The 18,952-nt window shown below is 39.5% G+C and carries 18 protein-coding genes; 6 read left to right on the forward strand and 12 right to left on the reverse strand.

Annotation, left to right across the window (positions count from 1 at the left end):
• Positions 1–56: 56 nt before the first annotated feature.
• Positions 57–1,166: a prephenate dehydratase gene (pheA, locus tag B9T33_RS06110; RefSeq protein ID WP_086178065.1), complete on the reverse strand. Its 1,110-nt coding sequence runs from the start codon at positions 1,164–1,166 to the stop codon at positions 57–59.
• 478 nt (positions 1,167–1,644) lie between these two features.
• On the opposite strand from pheA, the gene B9T33_RS06115 reads away from it, so the two are divergent.
• The gene (locus tag B9T33_RS06115; protein ID WP_086178097.1) at positions 1,645–2,181 is read left to right on the forward strand and encodes a DJ-1/PfpI family protein; all 537 of its coding nucleotides are present in this window, start codon (positions 1,645–1,647) and stop codon (positions 2,179–2,181) included.
• A 107-nt stretch (positions 2,182–2,288) separates the two neighbouring features.
• On the opposite strand, the gene B9T33_RS06120 is transcribed toward B9T33_RS06115, so the two are convergent.
• Entirely contained in the window at positions 2,289–3,431 is a 1,143-nt protein-coding gene (locus B9T33_RS06120) for an acyl-CoA dehydrogenase family protein (RefSeq protein WP_086178066.1), read from the reverse strand.
• Between the two features lie 155 nt (positions 3,432–3,586).
• The gene (locus tag B9T33_RS06125) at positions 3,587–4,933 is read right to left on the reverse strand and encodes a dicarboxylate/amino acid:cation symporter (protein ID WP_086178067.1); all 1,347 of its coding nucleotides are present in this window, start codon (positions 4,931–4,933) and stop codon (positions 3,587–3,589) included.
• A gap of 411 nt (positions 4,934–5,344) precedes the next feature.
• Here B9T33_RS06125 and B9T33_RS06130 point away from each other — a divergent pair, with 411 nt between their 5' ends.
• The gene (locus B9T33_RS06130) at positions 5,345–6,340 is read left to right on the forward strand and encodes a glycosyl transferase family protein (RefSeq protein ID WP_086178068.1); all 996 of its coding nucleotides are present in this window, start codon (positions 5,345–5,347) and stop codon (positions 6,338–6,340) included.
• A 91-nt stretch (positions 6,341–6,431) separates the two neighbouring features.
• Here the strand turns inward: B9T33_RS06130 and B9T33_RS06135 are convergent, their stop codons facing one another.
• The 3 genes from B9T33_RS06135 to B9T33_RS06145 all read right to left on the reverse strand — a co-directional run bounded on the left by B9T33_RS06135 (position 6,432) and on the right by B9T33_RS06145 (position 8,142).
• Complete coding sequence (locus tag B9T33_RS06135) at positions 6,432–6,824, reverse strand: hypothetical protein (RefSeq protein ID WP_322853478.1); 393 nt, start codon at positions 6,822–6,824, stop codon at positions 6,432–6,434.
• 110 nt (positions 6,825–6,934) lie between these two features.
• Positions 6,935–7,201, reverse strand: coding sequence for a YeaC family protein (locus tag B9T33_RS06140; RefSeq protein ID WP_086178070.1), 267 nt, complete (start codon positions 7,199–7,201; stop codon positions 6,935–6,937).
• Between the two features lie 2 nt (positions 7,202–7,203).
• Entirely contained in the window at positions 7,204–8,142 is a 939-nt protein-coding gene (locus tag B9T33_RS06145; RefSeq protein ID WP_086178071.1) for an NAD(+) kinase, read from the reverse strand.
• A gap of 152 nt (positions 8,143–8,294) precedes the next feature.
• Between B9T33_RS06145 and mrcB the strand changes: the two genes are divergently transcribed.
• Complete coding sequence (mrcB, locus tag B9T33_RS06150) at positions 8,295–10,688, forward strand: penicillin-binding protein 1B (protein WP_086178072.1); 2,394 nt, start codon at positions 8,295–8,297, stop codon at positions 10,686–10,688.
• Between the two features lie 58 nt (positions 10,689–10,746).
• The gene (locus B9T33_RS06155) at positions 10,747–11,253 is read left to right on the forward strand and encodes a tetratricopeptide repeat protein (protein ID WP_086178098.1); all 507 of its coding nucleotides are present in this window, start codon (positions 10,747–10,749) and stop codon (positions 11,251–11,253) included.
• A gap of 118 nt (positions 11,254–11,371) precedes the next feature.
• Here B9T33_RS06155 and B9T33_RS06160 read toward each other — a convergent pair whose 3' ends face one another.
• Positions 11,372–12,271 carry an NUDIX domain-containing protein gene (locus B9T33_RS06160; RefSeq protein ID WP_086178073.1) on the reverse strand — a complete coding sequence of 300 codons (900 nt, stop codon included), beginning with the start codon at positions 12,269–12,271 and terminating at the stop codon, positions 11,372–11,374.
• 139 nt (positions 12,272–12,410) lie between these two features.
• Between B9T33_RS06160 and hemP the strand changes: the two genes are divergently transcribed.
• The gene (gene hemP / locus B9T33_RS06165) at positions 12,411–12,581 is read left to right on the forward strand and encodes a hemin uptake protein HemP (protein ID WP_086178074.1); all 171 of its coding nucleotides are present in this window, start codon (positions 12,411–12,413) and stop codon (positions 12,579–12,581) included.
• 107 nt (positions 12,582–12,688) lie between these two features.
• On the opposite strand, the gene B9T33_RS06170 is transcribed toward hemP, so the two are convergent.
• From B9T33_RS06170 to B9T33_RS06185, 4 genes are all read right to left on the reverse strand, one after another.
• Positions 12,689–14,017, reverse strand: coding sequence for a sensor histidine kinase (locus B9T33_RS06170; RefSeq protein ID WP_086178075.1), 1,329 nt, complete (start codon positions 14,015–14,017; stop codon positions 12,689–12,691).
• 4 nt (positions 14,018–14,021) lie between these two features.
• Positions 14,022–14,690, reverse strand: a complete 669-nt coding sequence (locus B9T33_RS06175; RefSeq protein WP_086178076.1) for a response regulator transcription factor — start codon at positions 14,688–14,690, stop codon at positions 14,022–14,024.
• 122 nt (positions 14,691–14,812) lie between these two features.
• Positions 14,813–15,175: a NirD/YgiW/YdeI family stress tolerance protein gene (locus B9T33_RS06180; protein ID WP_086178077.1), complete on the reverse strand. Its 363-nt coding sequence runs from the start codon at positions 15,173–15,175 to the stop codon at positions 14,813–14,815.
• Positions 15,176–15,268: 93 nt separating this feature from the next.
• The gene (locus B9T33_RS06185; RefSeq protein ID WP_086178078.1) at positions 15,269–17,026 is read right to left on the reverse strand and encodes a GspE/PulE family protein; all 1,758 of its coding nucleotides are present in this window, start codon (positions 17,024–17,026) and stop codon (positions 15,269–15,271) included.
• Between the two features lie 194 nt (positions 17,027–17,220).
• On the opposite strand from B9T33_RS06185, the gene B9T33_RS06190 reads away from it, so the two are divergent.
• Positions 17,221–18,195 (forward strand): hypothetical protein, encoded by a 975-nt coding sequence (locus tag B9T33_RS06190; protein WP_086178079.1) that lies wholly within the window; start codon positions 17,221–17,223, stop codon positions 18,193–18,195.
• Between the two features lie 38 nt (positions 18,196–18,233).
• On the opposite strand, the gene tsaA is transcribed toward B9T33_RS06190, so the two are convergent.
• The gene (gene tsaA / locus B9T33_RS06195; RefSeq protein ID WP_171263589.1) at positions 18,234–18,941 is read right to left on the reverse strand and encodes a tRNA (N6-threonylcarbamoyladenosine(37)-N6)-methyltransferase TrmO; all 708 of its coding nucleotides are present in this window, start codon (positions 18,939–18,941) and stop codon (positions 18,234–18,236) included.
• Positions 18,942–18,952: the final 11 nt, after the last annotated feature.

Below are 18,952 nucleotides of genomic sequence, written 5' to 3' on the forward strand. Positions count from 1 at the left end.
TTATTTCAAGTGATGAAGGTGATCAACTCCTGTCGAAGCCGATCACAGTTGTGATCTTAAAGTACAGCAATTGGATATGAACCCAATACGCGAATTTCTTTCACCAATGGACGAATTTCTTCAATCGCTGCTTTAACATTGTCTTGTTCAACATGACCTTCTAGGTCTACGAAGAATACATAAGACCATTTTTCAGGTAATGCAGGACGTGTTTCGATACTGGTTAAGCTAATATTGTGCTTCGCAAATGGTGCAAGAATCTCAAGTAGTGCACCTGCACGGTCATGTGCAGAAATGAGCAATGAAGTCTTGTCATTGCCAGACTGCGGCACTTTCTCACGACCAATGACCAAGAAACGCGTTGTATTTTCAGGGTTGTCTTCGATATTGCTATGCAAAATTTCGAGACTATAGATATTGGCAGCAACTTCTGAAGCAATAGCAGCAGAATGCCATTCGTTACGAATACGACGTGCTGCTTCAGCATTTGAACTCAGTGCAACACGCTCTACACCCGGATAATGCGCATCTAACCAACCACGGCACTGTGCCAAAGTCTGTTGGTGTGCATAAATCTGTTTGATGCTGTCTTTACGGGTATTTTCTGACACAAGGAATTGGTGATGAATACGCAGTTCGACTTCACCAATTACATTCAAGTGAGATGCTTTAAAACAATCTAAAGTATGGTTCACCACGCCTTCAGACGAGTTCTCAACAGGCACTAAACCATAATGTGCACTACCTGCTTCAACTTCACGGAAAACTTCATCAATTGTAGGAAGTGGACGAATCACTGCATCTTGACCAAAATGCTTTAATACTGCCGAATGCGTATATGTGCCGACCGGACCTAAGAACGCAATACTTTGTGGTGCTTCAAGGGCTAAACACGCTGACATGATCTCACGGAATAAACGTGCCATTGTTACATCAGATAATGGCCCTTCATTACGTTCCATGACTTTACGTAAAACTTGTGCTTCACGTTCAGGACGATAAAACAGTGGACTCTCTTCTGCGGCAAATTTTGCTTTTGCAACTGCTTCAGCCAGTTTCGCACGACGGTTGATAAGTTGTTGAATCTGCATGTCAACAGAGTCGATATCATCACGAATTTGAGCTAAGTCCAGAGAAGTCGTAGTGTTCTGATCATCGTTGATCATTGTTATGTCGCCCTTCAAAAATATTTTGCAAACAGTATAACAATAGTTAGCTTTCAAATGTTGCGCAATACGACTTTCATTGATTCAGCCTTAAAAACATACAGTTGATTAAACCATCATCAGCTTAACTTAAGAGCCAAAACAGCCAAACTGATAGATTTACTCAAGAAAGGTAAATTTTCAGCAAAAAAGCCTGTAATTGGACAATTTTAAAGGAACTCAGTGTTACGCCAAATGTCATGAGCTTGTCGACTTCATAATTTAGGTTTAAATGAGATTTCGAAATTACTCACAATTCATGGATAAAAAACAAAGTGTCGACTAAGGCTGCCATTGATCGACTTTTCAGTGACTTAATTCGCACTCTACCCTAATGTTTACAGACGATGACGCTTTCATAACAAATGAGACAGGCAATTTATAAAATCGCTTTGTAATCTAATTAAACTAAAAAAATAAATGACTCGAAGGTATGGTGATGCACAAAAAAATTGCTGTGTTAGTGACCTATGATTTTGAAGATGTAGAGTACCTCGAGCCTGTACAGGCATTTCGAGCGGCTCGACATAGCATTATCAATATCGAAGAACAGGTTGGAAAAATTATCTACGGCATTCAACGTAGAACTCAAATCACAATTGATCAAAGTATCGATGATGCATCTGTACATGAATATGATGCGCTATTTATACCCGGTGGTTTCTCTCCAGACAAATTGGCATTAGATGATCGCTTTCTTTATTTTGTGCGTAATTTTGCAGATAGCCAAAAACCCATTTTAAGTAGTAGTCATGGGCCACATTTATTATTGGAAGCAGGTGTCATTGAAGGTCGTCAATTTGCCAATATCCAATCGCTCAATCAAAGTCTACGCCATGCAGGCGTTTTAATTTCAGACCAAGCCGTAGTCAATGACAATAACCGCTATATCTCTTCACGCAGTCGATCAGATACCTCAGAATTTATCGAAGTTTGTTTAGAAGTTTTAGGACAAAGCTCACCAACTTGGCAATGATAAGGTGAACACGAATGTTAGATCAAATAAGATGCGTTGAATCCGTAAATTAAAAAGCGAAGTCTAAACTTCGCTTTTTTATGCCCACAACAGAATGTAGATTCGACTTAACGACCTAAAATCCCACGTGCCACAATCTCTTTCATAATTTCGTTAGTGCCACCGTAAATTTGCTGAATACGTGCATCGACGAAGAAACGCGAAATTGGATATTCAGTCATATAACCATAACCACCAAACAATTGCAGTAGATTATCTGCCACTTTCATTTGCATATCCGTAGAGAAGCTTTTCAATGCTGCTGCAGTTTCAACATCTAGCTTACCTTGCATATACAGTTCAACATTGCGCTCATAAAATGCAGCCGTTGCCAGCTCATCAATTTTAGCTTGAGCCAGAACAAAACGTGTATTTTGGAACTGCCCAATGGCTTGACCAAAAGCTTGACGCTCTTTGACATATTGGGTTGCTACATCAATCGAACCACGAATAGCGCCAATGGCCGTCGATGCAATCGCTGTACGTTCACGTGGTAATTCTTGCATGAGGTATGCAAAACCATGCCCAGCCTGACCTAATAATTGATCTTTTGGCACTTTGACATTGTCATAGAATAATTCTGAAGTGTCTTGTGCATGTAGTCCAATTTTATCGAGGTTTGTCCCTTTTTTAAAACCGTCTAAATGTGTATCGACTAGCAGTAAAGATACGCCTTTTGCACGGGCTTGCGGATCTGTTTTTGCAGCCAATACCACCAAGTCGGCATGTTGACCATTTGAAATAAAGGTTTTAGAACCATTAAGTAAGTAATGGTCATCTTGCAAAATCGCGCTACTACGCATTGACTGTAAGTCAGAACCTGCTCCCGGCTCCGTCATGCCAATCGCACCAACTACTTCACCTGCCACCATTTTCGGCAACCAATATTGCTTTTGCGCTTCAGAACCAATATGCAAAATATAAGGTGCTGCAATTTCAGAATGACAAGAAATTCCTGTTGATAAGGCACTAAAACCTGCACGCGCAGACTCTTCAACCAACATCAACGAATAATGCGTTGGAACGCCATAACCACCGTATTCTTCAGGAACATCGACACATAGGAAACCATTGTCCCCCAAAGCATTCCATACTGAACGCGGCATAATGCCTGCCTTTTCCCATTGTTCATAATGTGGCGCAATGTGTTCATTTAAAAAACGACGAAAGTTATCACGAAATAATTCTAAATCTACATCATACGCTTGCATGCTATTGCTTCCTTGATCCTAAGATTGTTGTTTTACTGTGCAACATCCTATTGCACTTTCAATGTGAGGTCATGCGCCAAAACCACCGCGTTCAAAATATAAAATGCCATAAAAAAAGGAAGCCGAAGCTTCCTTTTCTCATTTTTCGATAAAAATTAAGCGTGATGCGTATTCCCTTCGTCAGACATTTGAAGATCAATGTCTGCTGGGTTATTTAGCGCATGATTTAATTTTTCAGTGTCTAACTGACCTACCCATTTTGCAACAACCAAAGTTGCTAAAGAGTTACCAACAAGGTTTGTCAATGCACGAGCTTCAGACATGAAACGGTCAATACCTAGAATCAATGCCAAACCAGCCACTGGAATATGACCGACTGCAGATAAGGTTGCCGCCATAACAATGAAGCCTGAACCTGTTACACCAGCAGCCCCTTTCGAAGAAATCAACAATACAGCAAGTAAGGTAATTTCATGGGTTAAATCTAGTTGTGTATTGGTTGCTTGTGCAATAAAGATCGCAGCCATCGTCAAGTAAATAGACGTACCATCTAAGTTAAATGAATAACCTGTTGGAATAACCAAGCCCACAACTGATTTTTCAGCACCAGCAAGCTCAAGTTTTTTCAACATACGTGGCAATACAGATTCTGAAGAAGACGTACCCAGTACAATCAGTAATTCTTCACGAATCAAACGAATCATTTTCAGGATACTAAATCCACAAACGCGTGCGATCGTACCCAAAACAATGAAGATAAATAGCAAACAGGTTACGTAGAAGCAAATAATTAACTGAGCTAATTGAGCTAAAGAACCGATACCGTATTTACCAATCGTAAATGCCATTGCACCGAATGCACCAATTGGCGCTAATTTCATGATCATATTTACAATGTTGAAGAACACATGTGAAACTTGATCAATGAATTTCAGTACAGGTTTACCCGCATCACCAAGTTTATGCAGTGCGAAACCAAATAGGATTGCAAACAGTAAGACTTGTAAGATTTCACCTTCAGCAAACGCACCCACCACAGTATTTGGAATGATGTTCATCACGAAATCGAGCGATGATTGCGATGCACCAGACTCTACATATTTAGAAATACCAGAAGTATCTAAAGTTGCAGGGTCAATGTTCATTCCCACACCCGGTTTTGCAATGTTAATTACAAATAAACCGATGATTAAAGCCAGCGTTGAAACAACTTCGAAGTAAAGAAGTGCAATACCACCGGTTTTACCCACCGATTTCATGCTTTCCATACCCGCAATACCACTGACTACTGTACAGAAAATAACTGGTGCAATAATCATTTTGATGAGTTTAATAAACGCATCACCTAATGGTTTTAGTTGTTCCCCGAGCCCTGGAACACTTTGCTTAACGCCATCTACAATGACAGATGAGCTTGGTGAAAAGTGGCCAACAATAATACCCAAAATAATGGCAACGATTACTTGAAAGTACAGTGACTTATAAATTGGTTTTTTAGCCATAATATTACTTCACGATATATTTCAGTTTGAAAGAAATATTCAGTTTTTGCTTATTTAAAAAAATAAACAGCCCAAAACCCTATTATCTTCGACAAAAGAGCACCAAAGTATTTGATATAACCAAATACTAAAAATATGAAATGTGTAAGGTGATCGATAAACAATCACGTCAGGACCTGATATAAAATCAGAAAATTGATCAGGAGATGAAACACATACTAAAGTAGGTTAAATTTTACCTGTTTTTTTTCGGCTTGTTTTGCTCCAAATGTTAAATTGGGTTAAATAATACACGCAACTTATTAGACTATAGTCTAAAGACAGCAATTTTTAGTCCTATTATCAGGCTGAAAAATACCAACTATAGAAGTAAACTATCCTTAAGTCCTAAATTTTATGCCAAGCGTACGAATGAACAATAAACGAAATATTTATAAAGATTTTGAACATCCTTTTGCTCAATTTGTGCGAATCGTCGGCAAAGGTAAAAACGGTGCTCGCTCACTAACATTTGATGAGGCTTACCAAGCCTTCAGCATGATCTTAAAAGATGAAGTTTTAGATGTTCAATTGGGCGCTTTCTTAATGTTATTGCGAGTAAAAGAAGAATCTGTCGATGAATTGACTGGATTTGTGCAAGCGACGCGCGATCAATTGAATTTTAAACCGCTTGATGTCGATTTAGATTGGTCATCTTATGCTGGAAAGCGTAAACACTATCCTTGGTTTTTACTTGCAGCGTTAACCCTTGCCAAGCATGGCTATAAGATTGTCATGCATGGCGCTTCTGGCCACACCATAAATCGTCTTTATACAGAACAAGTATTAGAGTACTTAGGATTTCCTATTTGCCAAAATGACCTTGATGTGGAACAGCAATTAAATCAGCGTAATTTTGCTTATATTCCTCTTGAGGCAATTTCCCCTATTTTGAGTGATTTAATTTCGCTACGTAATGTCATGGGTTTACGCTCACCCATTCATACCCTTGCACGCTTAATTAATCCGTTTAATGCTAAAGCCACCATGCAAGCGATTTTCCACCCTGCTTATCGTGCATCTCACCAACGTGCCGCATTTCAATTGGGCTATCAAAATAGTGCAGTGATTAAAGGTGAAGGTGGTGAATTTGAACGTAATCCAGATGCCAAAACCTTAATTTGTGGAATTAAAGACGGTGAAACGTATGAACATGAATTACCAAAACTCACTGACAACCGTAGCCCTATTGAGGAAGAACTGGATTTAGCAGTATTTAAAGCTGTGTGGGAAGCTAAGCAAACGCATGAATACGGCGAAATTGCGGTCACTGAAACGATGGGGATTGCGCTGTATACCATGGGTGCATGTTCAAGCTATGAAGACGCGATGCAACGTGCAAAAACACTTTGGGCAGAACGTTTCTAGACCCATACCGATTGATTTAAAAGAGTGAATCGGTCATATAAATTCACTCTTTTATTTCTAGATTAGATGCTTTGCAGTTTGAATCGCTTCCCTATTGATCAGCTTTCATTGGAAAATAAAACTCTGGCCAAAATGGATAGTGTTGTCCTGAGCTATGAATATTTTTTAATTCGAGTACATCATTCAGTTGAATTTGAATATGATTTGGCTCATATCTTCCAGACAGATAAGCATCTTTATTTTGACCGACAAGGCTTAAACAATAGTTCTGATGACTTTTAATTTTCACGGATTTAAAAGCGGCTTTTGCCTGTTGAATTTCAATTCCAATAAGCAACATGGGCGAGCTATCATTTTTGATTTGTGTATATTGAGTTTTTGGTTCAGCAAATTTGCTACTTGAAATAACGACAACCTGCATTAAACATTCAATTTTATTTTCAGCAAAAACCTGACCCGACAGCAAAGCAATCACTGTACTCATAAAGTATTTTAGTTTTATTGATTTCATTGAAAGATTTTTTTACTTATTTTTGAGATTTAAAAAAGCCATATGATTGATCTAACCATATGGCTTTTTTGAAGTAAATTCGATTAAACAAAACGAATTGGCTTGAACTCTGGCTCTTCCACATGTGAGTCGCAGTGTTCATCTTCTTCTTTAGTCCCACGGTCAATATAACCGCTACGCTCTTCTTCAGGTAAATGTTTAATTTCCCATGCGTACACCGCTTGCATACAAATCTGACGTTGTTCTTGAGTCAGTGCAACGCCATTGGGCCATTTACCAATTTCAATTGCCGTTTTAAGTCGACCTACTATTTCAGGATCGAGTACGGCAAGCATCTGTTCAATATTCATAATTAATCCTGCTTTAATGAGTCAAAATCTTGGTTCCAACCGAGTTTGGTACGACACGCCATATAGAAGTCATAACCGGGTGGATGTAATAAGTTGAGCTTAAATGGATGTTTACGGATATGTAAACTATCGCCTACACCCAATGATACACTGTGTTGACCGTCGGCACTAACCATTGGCAATACACGGTTTTCACGAATGAGTATTTTGATTTCGCTTTGACCACCGACCACAATCGGGCGTGATGACAAAGTATGTGGATGCATCGGTACCAAGGCAATCGCATCCATACTCGGATGTACGATTGGCCCACCACCAGAAAGTGCGTAGGCAGTTGAACCGGTTGGGGTTGAAACGATCAAACCATCACTATGCTGACGATAAACATATTGTCCATCAATATTCAGTTCAAAGTCGATCATATGCACAGACTTACCGGAATGCAGCACAATATCGTTTAAAGCCACGGCATCATAAATCGACTCGCCTTTGGAGCGAATTTCCATTTCCAGTAAGAAACGGCGATCGAGTTGAAATTCGCCTTTCAGCACTTGATCTAGCTTAAAGATCACTTCAGTCGGTTTGATATCGGTTAAGAAGCCCAAGCGACCACGGTTTACGCCAATCACAGGCGTATTATGTTTTACTAACGCACGTGCAGCATGTAGCAAAGAGCCATCACCACCGACAACAATCACTAAATCGACGACTTCGCCAAGCAGTGCACGGCTCACGGTTTGAGTATTGTTATAAGGAACCAATTGCGCTGTTTGCGTATCAAATACAGGATGTAATCCTAAACTCAAGATATGATCATGGATCAAACATAGGGTTTCGATCACGGATGATTTATCTGGACGACCAATCAACCCAATGTTTCGAAATGATTTATGTGAAATTTGCACCTGCGCCATTGCTCCGCTTCGCCTCGGCCATATCATATCACTAACAGAAATGATTTAAAAAAACTTTAAAGTGTCTACTTTAGTCATGTTCATATCGACATTTTGCATACATATAACAGATTAATTATTGCAAAATGCTGAAAAGCTTCGCATGATTAGCAAAATTTCTCAGGGTCTGATCATTATTTATGAAGTCTGAACGTGGCATAGGCTTAATTGCACTTATTTTCTCACTGCTGATTATCGGTGGATTTATAGTGTTCAGCATTTATCTCATTCGTCTTGATAATATTGTACGGGATAAATTTGAAGGTCAGCGTTGGGATATTCCTGCCAAGGTATTTGCGCGTCCTTTAGAAATTTATTCGAATGCACCTGTTAGCCAAGCAGATTTCAACGAAGAATTGAAACTTTTAGGTTATAAGTCACAAGACAGTTATGCAAAAACTGGAAGTTATGTCACTTCTGGCAATGTCACGTATGTACATACACGTGGCTTCGATTTTGGTGACAGTGTCGACCCTGAACAAGTGCTTAAAGTCACTTTTAATCAAGATCAAATTACTGAAGTCAGTGCAACCAAACCTTCAAGCAGTGGGATTGCTCGTTTAGAGCCGATGTTGATTGGCGGGATTTACCCGCAGCACAATGAAGACCGTGTGCTAATTAAACTGGATAAAGTGCCTAAGCCACTTATTCAGGCTTTAATTGCAACCGAAGACCGTAACTTCTATCAGCATCATGGTATTTCTTTCCGTGGTACTGCACGTGCTATTGTCAGTAACATTACAGGTGGTAAACGACAAGGCGGTTCAACCCTAACTCAGCAGTTGGTTAAAAACTTCTATTTATCGCCTGAAAAAACCATTAAACGTAAAGCCAATGAAGCGTTAATGGCAATGTTGATTGAATTGCATTATGACAAAGATGAAATTCTGGAAACCTATTTAAATGAAGTGAACTTAGGTCAAAATGGTAACTATTCTATTAATGGTTATGGTTTGGCATCACAGTTCTACTTTGGCTTACCACTACGTGAATTAAATATTGCACAACAAGCCTATCTTGTTGGTCTAGTCCAAGGCCCTACCCTGTATAACCCTTGGAAAAATCCAGAACTGGCGAAAAAACGTCGTGATATTGTCCTCAACAACATGGTGGTCATGGGCTATTTAACCCAAGAACAATATGAAACCGAGTCTGCACGTCCATTAAATGTAATTTCCAAACCAACTTTAGGTCCATCACGTTTCCCAGACTTTATGGACATTGTGCGTCGTCAATTGCGTACTGAATATCAAGAAAGTGATTTGACCAATCAAGGTTTGCGTATTTTTACAACACTGGATCCAATCGCGCAAACCCATGTACAAAGTGCATTTAAAGATTCTGTCGAGCGTTTAAGCAAGGCAAATCCTGCACGCTTAAAAGAGTTGCAAGGCGCGGTATTGGTTTCTCATCCTGAAAATGGCGAATTGGTTGCTGCTGTGGGGTCGACACAGGACTTCACTGGCTTTAACCGAACCATGGATGCCAAGCGTCAAGTCGGTTCATTATTAAAACCGGTCATTTACCTCAGTGCGATTGAATCCAATCGTTATAACTGGGCAAGTCAAATTCAAGATAGCCCGATTAGCATTCAAAGTGATGGCAAAGCATGGACACCAAAAAACTATAGTGGTGGTGCACACGGTGTGGTGCCAATGGTCGATGCGCTCTCTAACTCTTATAACTTATCGGCAGTTCGCTTAGGTCAAGAGTTGGGCATGTCGACCTTTATCAATCACCTGAAAAAGTTTGGTGTAACCTCAAACATTCCAAATTATCCGTCGATCTACCTCGGTGCAATTGATATGTCACCGATGGAAGTGATGAGTATTTACGGTAACTTTGCAACAGGCGGTTTTAAATATCCAACCAAAGCGATTCGTTCAGTAGTGGACTCAAATGGTCGTCTACTTGACCGCTATAGCTTAACCGTACAACCGACGATTTCTCCTGATGCAGCCTTTATTTTGAACTATGGTTTGCAACAAGTAATGAGTTCAGGTACAGGTCGCTCGGCTTATGCGTCATTACCAGCTTCACTGAAGTTGGCCGGTAAATCTGGGACCACCAACGATACACGTGACTCTTGGTTTGCAGGCTATTCAGGAAATTATTTAAGTGTAGTGTGGCTAGGTTTGGACGATAACAAAGTTACAGGTTTAACCGGTTCATCGGGCGCACTCCCTGTTTGGACCAATGTGATGAAACAGTTGCGTCAAAAACCTGTGAATTTACGTCAACCTGACAGCGTGCAATGGCAATGGCTTGACCGTTATTCAGGTAATTTGTCGGCAGAACATTGTACTGGTGCCATGTACATTCCACTGTCTCGTAATTCAATTCCAAACCAAGCAACAGCGTGTGGCTCGACAGAATATGAAGTCGAACCTTACACAGTTAATACTGAAGAAACGCAGCCGAGCAATGAACAAAATGATAGTTTAGGTGACTACATTCGTGAAAGTGATTCGCAGAATGATCAAGGTACTAATGATCAACCTCGAATCATCTCAAGTGGAGAGTACACAAATTAAACTGCATGATTCAATTGTCTTAAAATGGCTTTGCCTACCAACTCTAGCGCTGCTAAGCATGGTAGGTTGTCAAAATATCGCTCAGACTGAGCCTGTAACTCAACCTCAGGTTCAGAATGAAAAAAAATCTGACATCCATGACCCTTCGGGTGTGATCATACATCCTTATGATCATCCTGAAATTAAACGTCAGCGTATTGTCATTCCAGAACAACAGACCAAAATCCAAAAGTTTGATGATGGTCGTGACTTACCCGCTTTCAAAAAGCTCATGCAATCTACGCAAACAGCGTATGCCAATGGTAAATGGAATGAAGCTGAATCGGCCGCAACACAAGCGCAGCGCTTGGCACCCCAGTCAGCGGAAACCTATTTATATTTAGCCATGATTGCCAATCGTAAAAATCAACCTGCCAATGCAGAGTCCCTTGCCCTACGTGGTTTAAGCTATGCACAGACCAAAGCAATGAAAACCCAACTTTGGAACGTCGTGTTAAAAGCAGGTCAAATGCAAAAGAAAGCCGCGACAATCACTAAAGCACAAAAAGCGCTAAAATCGCTATAGTGCAAATATAAAAAAGCCTCAGCAATGAATCATCGAACTGAGGTTTTTTTACATTAACTTCCTTAAAGTTAGCTTATTTCCAATATATGGTTAAATTATAAAAACTAAGATTAGCACTTTAAATATGTCGAATCCCTGCAATACCATAAGCCGCATGTTGCTTTGCGACAGTAAATAGCTCCTTTTGCATGCCACCCAAAGCAAATACTGGAATCTCAATCGCTCGTGCAATCTGTTCAAATTTTTCCCAGCCTAAACCTATTTCATTGGGATGGGTTGTTGTAGGCAGTACAGGGCTCAATAGAATCGCATCACAACCAATTTTCTGTGCATGCTGTGCAGAAACGAGATCGTGGCAAGCGGCAATATAGCGACGACCCAAAATCAAATTATCTGCTTGGCTTTGCATCAATTGACTTTGCTTTAAATGAATTGCCGAAATATGTAATTGCACTTCTGGAATCAACAGACGCCACACATCTATATTTATAATCAGTTGTTGCAAAATAACGGTTGGGAGTTGATTGATAGCCTGTGCATTTTCATCAGTTGCATCCACTCGCCAGTAATAGAGTAATTCAGATTGTAAATTTTCCAACGTTGGCAGTTCATCTGTAATTCTGATCTGTTCTACCCAATTTAATCGTTGGATTATGGTTTTATTGGCTTTAGGGAAATTTAAATCTAGTAATTGACTCCGTGTATACCATGCCCACGGCTTTTGTATTTCATTGAGCAATGCTGTCGGAACCACAGCATGGAACAAATGTAATCGCACAATCAGATCATCATATTCATGCTGAATCACATCAAACCGATTCCATACATGCAGCCCAATCCCAACTTCTTCAAAGATTTCACGACGGCACGCCTGTTCAGGTGTTTCACCAGCTTCTACTTTTCCACCAGGAAATTCATGTTTATTGCCCTGATGCTGATTCGCTTCACGCCAACCCACCAATACTTTGTCCTGATGTAATAAAATGGCAATCGCCACATCAAGTTGAGGTTTAGACATCACTCTTGCTCTATTCCATTTGATAGCCAAGTGTAAGCAAATTTAACTTTTTTATAAATTAATAAAAATATCGTTGACAGGTCTATTCGATAATGATTATCATTTAAAACATTCAGAAATACACCACGGAGTCGATGGAATGAACGCACCTTTTAGCTTTTTTACTCGCAGCAACGAAACACACCACTCACTGCCAATGTTGCATTCAAACAATCTTTTTGCCTTAGGTCGTGAGATTCGCATTATGCATGCAGGTGAAGAATATCGCTTACGCTTAACCCGTAATAACCGACTAATTTTGACCAAATAATTTCTGATAACAATAATAATTATCAGCGCAATAAAAATAATCGTGGACACAAGCAGTAGGCACCAGCGTACTGCTTTTTAATTTTCAGCCTTACACATTTTATAAATCTACATGTCCTCCTGTAATGGAAAGGTCAAACTGAGCTTTAACCCACCTAAAGCAGAGGCTTCAATAACTAAATCACCATGATGAAGCTGAATAATTTTTTGTGCGATTGAAATACCCAGACCAGAACCTGTGGTTTTTGTCCCCAGCACTCGATAAAACCGTTCACCAATTTGTTCTAACTGTGATTGACTAATGCCCTCGCCAGAATTCTCAATTGACCAATGGACCTGATGAATGGATCTATTTATCTTAATCTTTACGATGCCATGATCTGGACTATAGCGAATCGCATTGTCAATTAAGTTACGCAGCGCACTAAATATCAATTCAGTATTCATCTCCATGATGATGGCTTGCGTTTGAAGCTCAAATTGAATCTGCTTATCTTGTGATAATAGTGCTAAGGCTTCTAAAGCCTGTAATGTAATTTGTTCTAAGTCTGCCTGTCTTTTATTAAGTTGATCTGTTTTTGTAGGATCTAAGCGTGCAAGCATCAACAAATTTTCTAAGACACGCGTACCACGACTAACATCCTGTTGAATGGCATTCAAATCTGACTGTATCTCAGGGTATTTCCTTTGTAAGACCTGTAAACGCATTTGTATCGCAGACAATGGAGAACGTAACTCGTGTGAAGCATCTGAAGTGAATCGCTGTTCAGCTTGAAGTGCAGTATCCAAACGCTGCAATAAATGATTGAGCTGTGTTTGAATCGGCTCAAGCTCCTGTAAAATAGGTTCTGGTAATACAATCGCTTGCAGGTCATCCACATTTTTTTCAGCGATTTGTTTTGAAAAAAGCTGCAAAACTCTCAATTGGCGTTTAATCAAAATATGCAGTAGAAGCCATTGGATCAACCATACAATCAACAGAATACCTGCATAACCTAAAACACTTCGTACCGTTTCTCTGAGCCGTGCCTTCATCGGTTGAACAATTTGTACTGTTAATCCATCATCCTCAAGTGCATAACTGCGCCAAAGTGCAGCTTCTCTCCATTGAAAATGCAGCCCCTGTTTTATATTGAGCTGATTTTCAAATGCTGAATGATTTTCTGAACTGGTTAATATTTGCTGCCCTTTTATGAGTTGATATTGCATATCAAACTCTTCACTCAATTCATCTATCTGTTCATCTTGCTTTTGGGTGAGATCAGTGGTGGTAAGCATGTCAGCCACTTCATCCATCAATGCATCATGCACACTCATGATGTGATAAAGACCAAATCCAAACATCAGACACAGAGAAATTACCCCTGCCCAAATTGCACTGAGCAGTGAGGTTTTAATCAGTTTTGACTGTAAGGAAATGCTTTTTTTATCACTCATAAGCTTAACTTTGTTGTGGTATATTCATGCGATAACCTAAACCCCTTAAGGTTTTAATGTAATCACTGCCAATTTTTTTACGTAGTTGGTAAATAAAGACTTCAATGGCATTACTTTCAACTTCATCTCCCCAAGCATACAGTGACTCCTCAAGTTGGCTGCGCGTCATAATATGTTCAGGGTTTAGCATCATCTTATGTAAAATTTGATATTCACGTGATGTCAGTGTTATCAGTTCGCCATTTTTACGCAGCGTCTTGGCTTGTACGTCTAAGCTTAAATCTCCGAAGTTCAAACAATTATCACGCTGTTGATGATGCAAACGTAATTGGGCACGAACCCTTGCCGACAACTCTTCCAAGCTAAACGGTTTGACCAAATAATCATGTGCACCTAGATCTAATCCTTCAACTCGATCTGCAATACTGTCGCGAGCGGTAATAAATAAAACTGGCGTGAGTGGATGTAGCTGCACGATACGTTTTAAAACTTCATCACCAGTTACTTTAGGTAAGCCACGATCTAAAAGTATGCAATCATAATTATGCTGCTCCAAAGCCAAAATAGCGTAATCGCCTCGCTCAACCCAATCGACACTATAGCCATCCATTTCAAGCCACGTTTTTATACTATCTGCTTGGGATGCATCGTCTTCTGCCAATAAAATTCGCATCTTAGCTACCCTATTTCTATGGTCACGACTTCAGTGTATAGGACTTTCCTTATATAAAGAAAAAACCACAGCCGAAACTGTGGTTTTTCATTCAATTGCACTGCCCTAAATGACAGGCCGAATTAAAATTTTACTTGATCGACATCAACTTCAACGCGTTTCGTTGGTTTGTAATCAATGTCGATTTCACCAATAAGTGTTACAGGTGTTTTAGCTGAAATAGCTTTGCCCTGCCAAAGTTCATCATCAATATCTACAGTGATGCTACCTGTGCTATCACGGAATTGATATTTTTCATCTCCTATCGATTTCACCACATAACCTTTCAGTTGAACTTTAGTGTCGTCTTTTAAGCCTAGCGCATGTTTAACCGATGTAGTTTTCAGCGGAGTAACAGCTGTTTGATTGACTGCTGTATTCGCTACCGCAACAGAAGCTACACCTGCAAATGCTAAACCACATACCAATTTATTTAACTTTGTCATCTTTGGCCTCTCTTACTTTGTTTATTTCGATATCACTATTTAAACAAAGCAAGATGAGTCGAATCTTAAGAAATACGACAGGAAAAATAGAAGTTAGTTAAGTGGAACAACTCTTAATACCTCTTCCAAAGTGGTTGTCCCTGCCAACACTTTACGTGCACCTGCAATACGTAAAGGTTCAATCTTTTCTTTACGGGCTTGCTCACGTAGTTGGTTGAGTGTTGCATTTTCACCAATCAGATGTTTGGTCTCTAAACTGAGGGGCATAAATTCATAAATCCCGACACGCCCTTTATAGCCCGTTTGACGACATTCATCACAGCCCACTGCTTCATAGACAAAGTTTGGCATTTCAATTGCATAATCAAAAGTCAGGTGTTTCCACTCTTGTTCATTAATAAATGTTTCACGTTTGCAGTGTGGGCACAGCTGACGCACTAAACGCTGCGCTAATACCCCTAAAATGGTGGCAGCCGTTAAGAACGGTTGAATACCGAGATCGTGTAAACGGGTCAAACTCGATGGTGCATCATTGGTATGCAAAGTAGATAAAACCAAGTGACCTGTTAATGCAGCTTGTATCGCCATATTCGCAGTATCATGATCACGAATCTCACCGACCATAATAATGTCGGGGTCTTGACGCATTAATGCACGTACACCATCCGCAAAACCAAGCTCAATGCCGTTGTTCACCTGCATTTGGTTAAAGCTAGGCTCTAACATTTCAATCGGGTCTTCAATTGTACAAACATTGACTTCTTCTGTGGCTAATTGCTTGAGCGAAGAATATAGAGTGGTGGTTTTACCTGACCCTGTTGGACCTGTGACCAAAATAATGCCATGACTATGACTGGTTAAGGCTTTCCAGTCGTCTAATAAACGCCCATCAAAACCAAGTTGCTGAAAGCTACGTACCAAAACATCTGGATCAAAAATACGCATCACTAATTTTTCACCAAACGCCGTTGGTAAAGTTGAAAGACGAAGTTCGGTTTCTTGACCTTTTGGTGTGCGGGTTTTTAAACGGCCATCTTGTGGTTTACGTTTTTCCGCCACATTCATACGACCTAAGATTTTGATGCGCGAAACAACTGCCGTTAAGGTATTGGCTGGCATGTTGTAAATGGTATGCAACACACCATCAATACGGAAACGTACCTTCCCTGTATTTTTTCGTGGCTCTAAATGAATATCACTGGCACCTTGTTCAAAGGCAAATTGCAACACCCAGTCCACTAACTTCACAATGTGCTGATCATTGGCATCGGGGTTTTGCGTATCCCCCAACTGCAATAAGGCTTCGACGCCTTTATTTTCACGATCATAATTTGACGATTTTTGTGAATTACTTACAGCACGACTAACTTGATAATATTCAACCAAATAACGCTGAAGCTGTTCAGGGTTCAGTAATACACGCTGAATTTTACGTGGTAAAACCGTGCGCTCTAAGTTCGTAATCCATTCACTTTTATAAGGTTGATCTGTTGCAATTAAGACATGTTCATTTTGAAGTTCAACAGCGAGAATACGATTTCGTACCGCGAATTCTTGTGACATCACGCTGGTCAAAGCAGCAACATCAGCTTTCAGTGGGTCAATAATATAAAAAGGTAGACCAGATTTTTCTGCCAACCACTGACAAAGTCGATTTAAGGTAAGTGTCGATTGAGGATGGCTTTGATCGACCAAATTAAAGTTGGAAATCCATTGCAATGGATGCCATTTCAACTGATCACGCTGACGGTGCGTGGTTTGTATCAGCATTTTATCTCGTTCAGTAATTCGCCCGTCTTTTTGTAATTGGTCTAGACACCATGAAGTGTCAATTTCAAAATTAAAAGTCATTGTTCTATGTCCCCAAACATAGGCTCACTATAACAAAAATTCTATTTGTGAACTTATGGTCATTACTGTTTTGCGCTTATGTTTCACAATAAACATTTTTTTGTTTATTAATGACAATAAAAATCATAATTTTAATCTATAATACATTTGCTTTTCAGAGCTTTATAACAATCAAACAAATAAGAAGATTTATTATGAAATTAAATATACTAGTACTTAGCACTATCACTTTACTCAGCTTAACTGCGTGTGGTGGTGGGGGTGGAAGCTCATCTTCAAATAGTAATTCCAATGAAAATCCTTCAATTCCAAGCTCTAGTTTCCAACAATGGTCAACTTTTGATCTTGATAGTGAAAGTGACTCACTTTCATACGACAGCGACACAGCAACCATAGATAATGGCAAATTATATACTTCATTTAGTAATGATTCGTTTATGGTGACAGCAAAAGGCCTGTATGATGAAGGCCCCGTACATACCACATATGGCTATTTAAACGGCAATATTTCCATTAAAAATAATGTATGGACACTGAGCCCATATTCGTCAATAAATTCATCGGGTCTTAAGATCACAACAACGATGAAATCATACAATATTGAAAACGAAAGTATGGCATCAAAAGTTGATCCTTATAATTATTGGCTGTTAAAAAACAATCTTAGTGATTCAGGAAACTACATCTCTAACAAAGCACTCAGATATTTAACTGCTATTTCAAAAGTAAATTTTCCAGCGGGTTCTAGCTGTTTACAATTGAATAAAGTTTCAAACAGTGAGCAGTATTTAGAATTAATTGATACTCCTGATGGCTACGAACAAGGCTTTTTAGCTAACTGGTGGAGTGAACTCAGTACAGAAAAAGATGCCAAAAAGTACATCATGAAAGATACTATTGCCTATACATTGGTTGACGAAGAATACCAAGAGGAATATGGCGTAGCTCAATACAAAAATCGTTTTTATGATGCTTACCCATCTCCAAAAGGAGTGGAATTTAATATGCAAGATTTAATTAAATCAATTGATAATGAGGTAAATGCTTCAACTAATGCTACTCAAAAAGCTCAATTGTTAGAGCTTAAACAATTACTTGAGAGCTCTTGCAATTTCTATAATGAAGTTGCCATTAAAGCAATTAATCAAAGTTTTGTAGCAGATAAATAATTTACACATTTAAAAAAAGGAGCATTAAATGCTCCTTTTTATATATCGACTATTTCAACATTTTGCTCAGTGACCCGAAACTTCACGTTTAATCCTGCAAATAACATTCCATACACACGTTCATCATCATGTTGATATGCAGGTCGTGGGTCTAAACTCAAGACTTGTTCAAGTTCAGCCATGACTTGCGCTGTTAAATTGCCATTGCTTAAAAATGTCTGTTTTTGCTGTTCTGCCACATCCGCCCAATACACTGGCTTTCGAACGGGCTCATCTTGTGCATAAGCACTCTGCGCATCTATGACCGCATCTGAATATTGAATATAGGGTTTAATATCAATAATCGGCGTGCCATCCAACAAATCACTACCCTGCACATACACGCGTACCGACTTTCCCACTTTTTTGACTTCTTTAAGCTGAACTACGGACAAACCAATCGGTGCTGGACGGTACATGCTTCGTGTGGCGAAAACGCCAATTTTCTTGTTTCCACCTAAACGTGGTGGACGTACTTGCGGACGGAATTTTGCTGCTTCATCTTGTTTTTTGTTTTCATGAAACTGCCAGACCAACCAAAGATGGCTAAATTCTTCAATGCCTTCAAATGCCAATAAGTCATTATATGGCTCAACCATTTCAATATACGATTCGACCTGAACCAAATTTGGCTGTCGTGGAATGCCGAACTTTTCTTTGTAGGGAGAATTCATATAACCAATAATTGGCAGATTTAAGCCCGTCATAATCACTTTTT

Origin of the sequence: Acinetobacter sp. ANC 5054, from assembly GCF_002135295.1 — a bacterium.
In the GTDB taxonomy this organism is placed as follows: domain Bacteria; phylum Pseudomonadota; class Gammaproteobacteria; order Pseudomonadales; family Moraxellaceae; genus Acinetobacter.

Bases quoted from the DNA above. Each gene is read 5' to 3' on its own strand.
- pheA (WP_086178065.1), bottom strand. From the start codon at position 1,166: ATGATCAACGATGATCAGAACACTACGACTTCTCTGGACTTAGCTCAA.
- B9T33_RS06115 (WP_086178097.1), top strand. From the start codon at position 1,645: ATGCACAAAAAAATTGCTGTGTTAGTGACCTATGATTTTGAAGATGTA.
- B9T33_RS06120 (WP_086178066.1), bottom strand. From the start codon at position 3,431: ATGCAAGCGTATGATGTAGATTTAGAATTATTTCGTGATAACTTTCGT.
- B9T33_RS06125 (WP_086178067.1), bottom strand. From the start codon at position 4,933: ATGGCTAAAAAACCAATTTATAAGTCACTGTACTTTCAAGTAATCGTT.
- B9T33_RS06130 (WP_086178068.1), top strand. From the start codon at position 5,345: ATGAACAATAAACGAAATATTTATAAAGATTTTGAACATCCTTTTGCT.
- B9T33_RS06135 (WP_322853478.1), bottom strand. From the start codon at position 6,824: ATGAGTACAGTGATTGCTTTGCTGTCGGGTCAGGTTTTTGCTGAAAAT.
- B9T33_RS06140 (WP_086178070.1), bottom strand. From the start codon at position 7,201: ATGAATATTGAACAGATGCTTGCCGTACTCGATCCTGAAATAGTAGGT.
- B9T33_RS06145 (WP_086178071.1), bottom strand. From the start codon at position 8,142: ATGATATGGCCGAGGCGAAGCGGAGCAATGGCGCAGGTGCAAATTTCA.
- mrcB (WP_086178072.1), top strand. From the start codon at position 8,295: ATGAAGTCTGAACGTGGCATAGGCTTAATTGCACTTATTTTCTCACTG.
- B9T33_RS06155 (WP_086178098.1), top strand. From the start codon at position 10,747: ATGGTAGGTTGTCAAAATATCGCTCAGACTGAGCCTGTAACTCAACCT.
- B9T33_RS06160 (WP_086178073.1), bottom strand. From the start codon at position 12,271: ATGTCTAAACCTCAACTTGATGTGGCGATTGCCATTTTATTACATCAG.
- hemP (WP_086178074.1), top strand. From the start codon at position 12,411: ATGAACGCACCTTTTAGCTTTTTTACTCGCAGCAACGAAACACACCAC.
- B9T33_RS06170 (WP_086178075.1), bottom strand. From the start codon at position 14,017: ATGAGTGATAAAAAAAGCATTTCCTTACAGTCAAAACTGATTAAAACC.
- B9T33_RS06175 (WP_086178076.1), bottom strand. From the start codon at position 14,690: ATGCGAATTTTATTGGCAGAAGACGATGCATCCCAAGCAGATAGTATA.
- B9T33_RS06180 (WP_086178077.1), bottom strand. From the start codon at position 15,175: ATGACAAAGTTAAATAAATTGGTATGTGGTTTAGCATTTGCAGGTGTA.
- B9T33_RS06185 (WP_086178078.1), bottom strand. From the start codon at position 17,026: ATGACTTTTAATTTTGAAATTGACACTTCATGGTGTCTAGACCAATTA.
- B9T33_RS06190 (WP_086178079.1), top strand. From the start codon at position 17,221: ATGAAATTAAATATACTAGTACTTAGCACTATCACTTTACTCAGCTTA.
- tsaA (WP_171263589.1), bottom strand. From the start codon at position 18,941: ATGACGGGCTTAAATCTGCCAATTATTGGTTATATGAATTCTCCCTAC.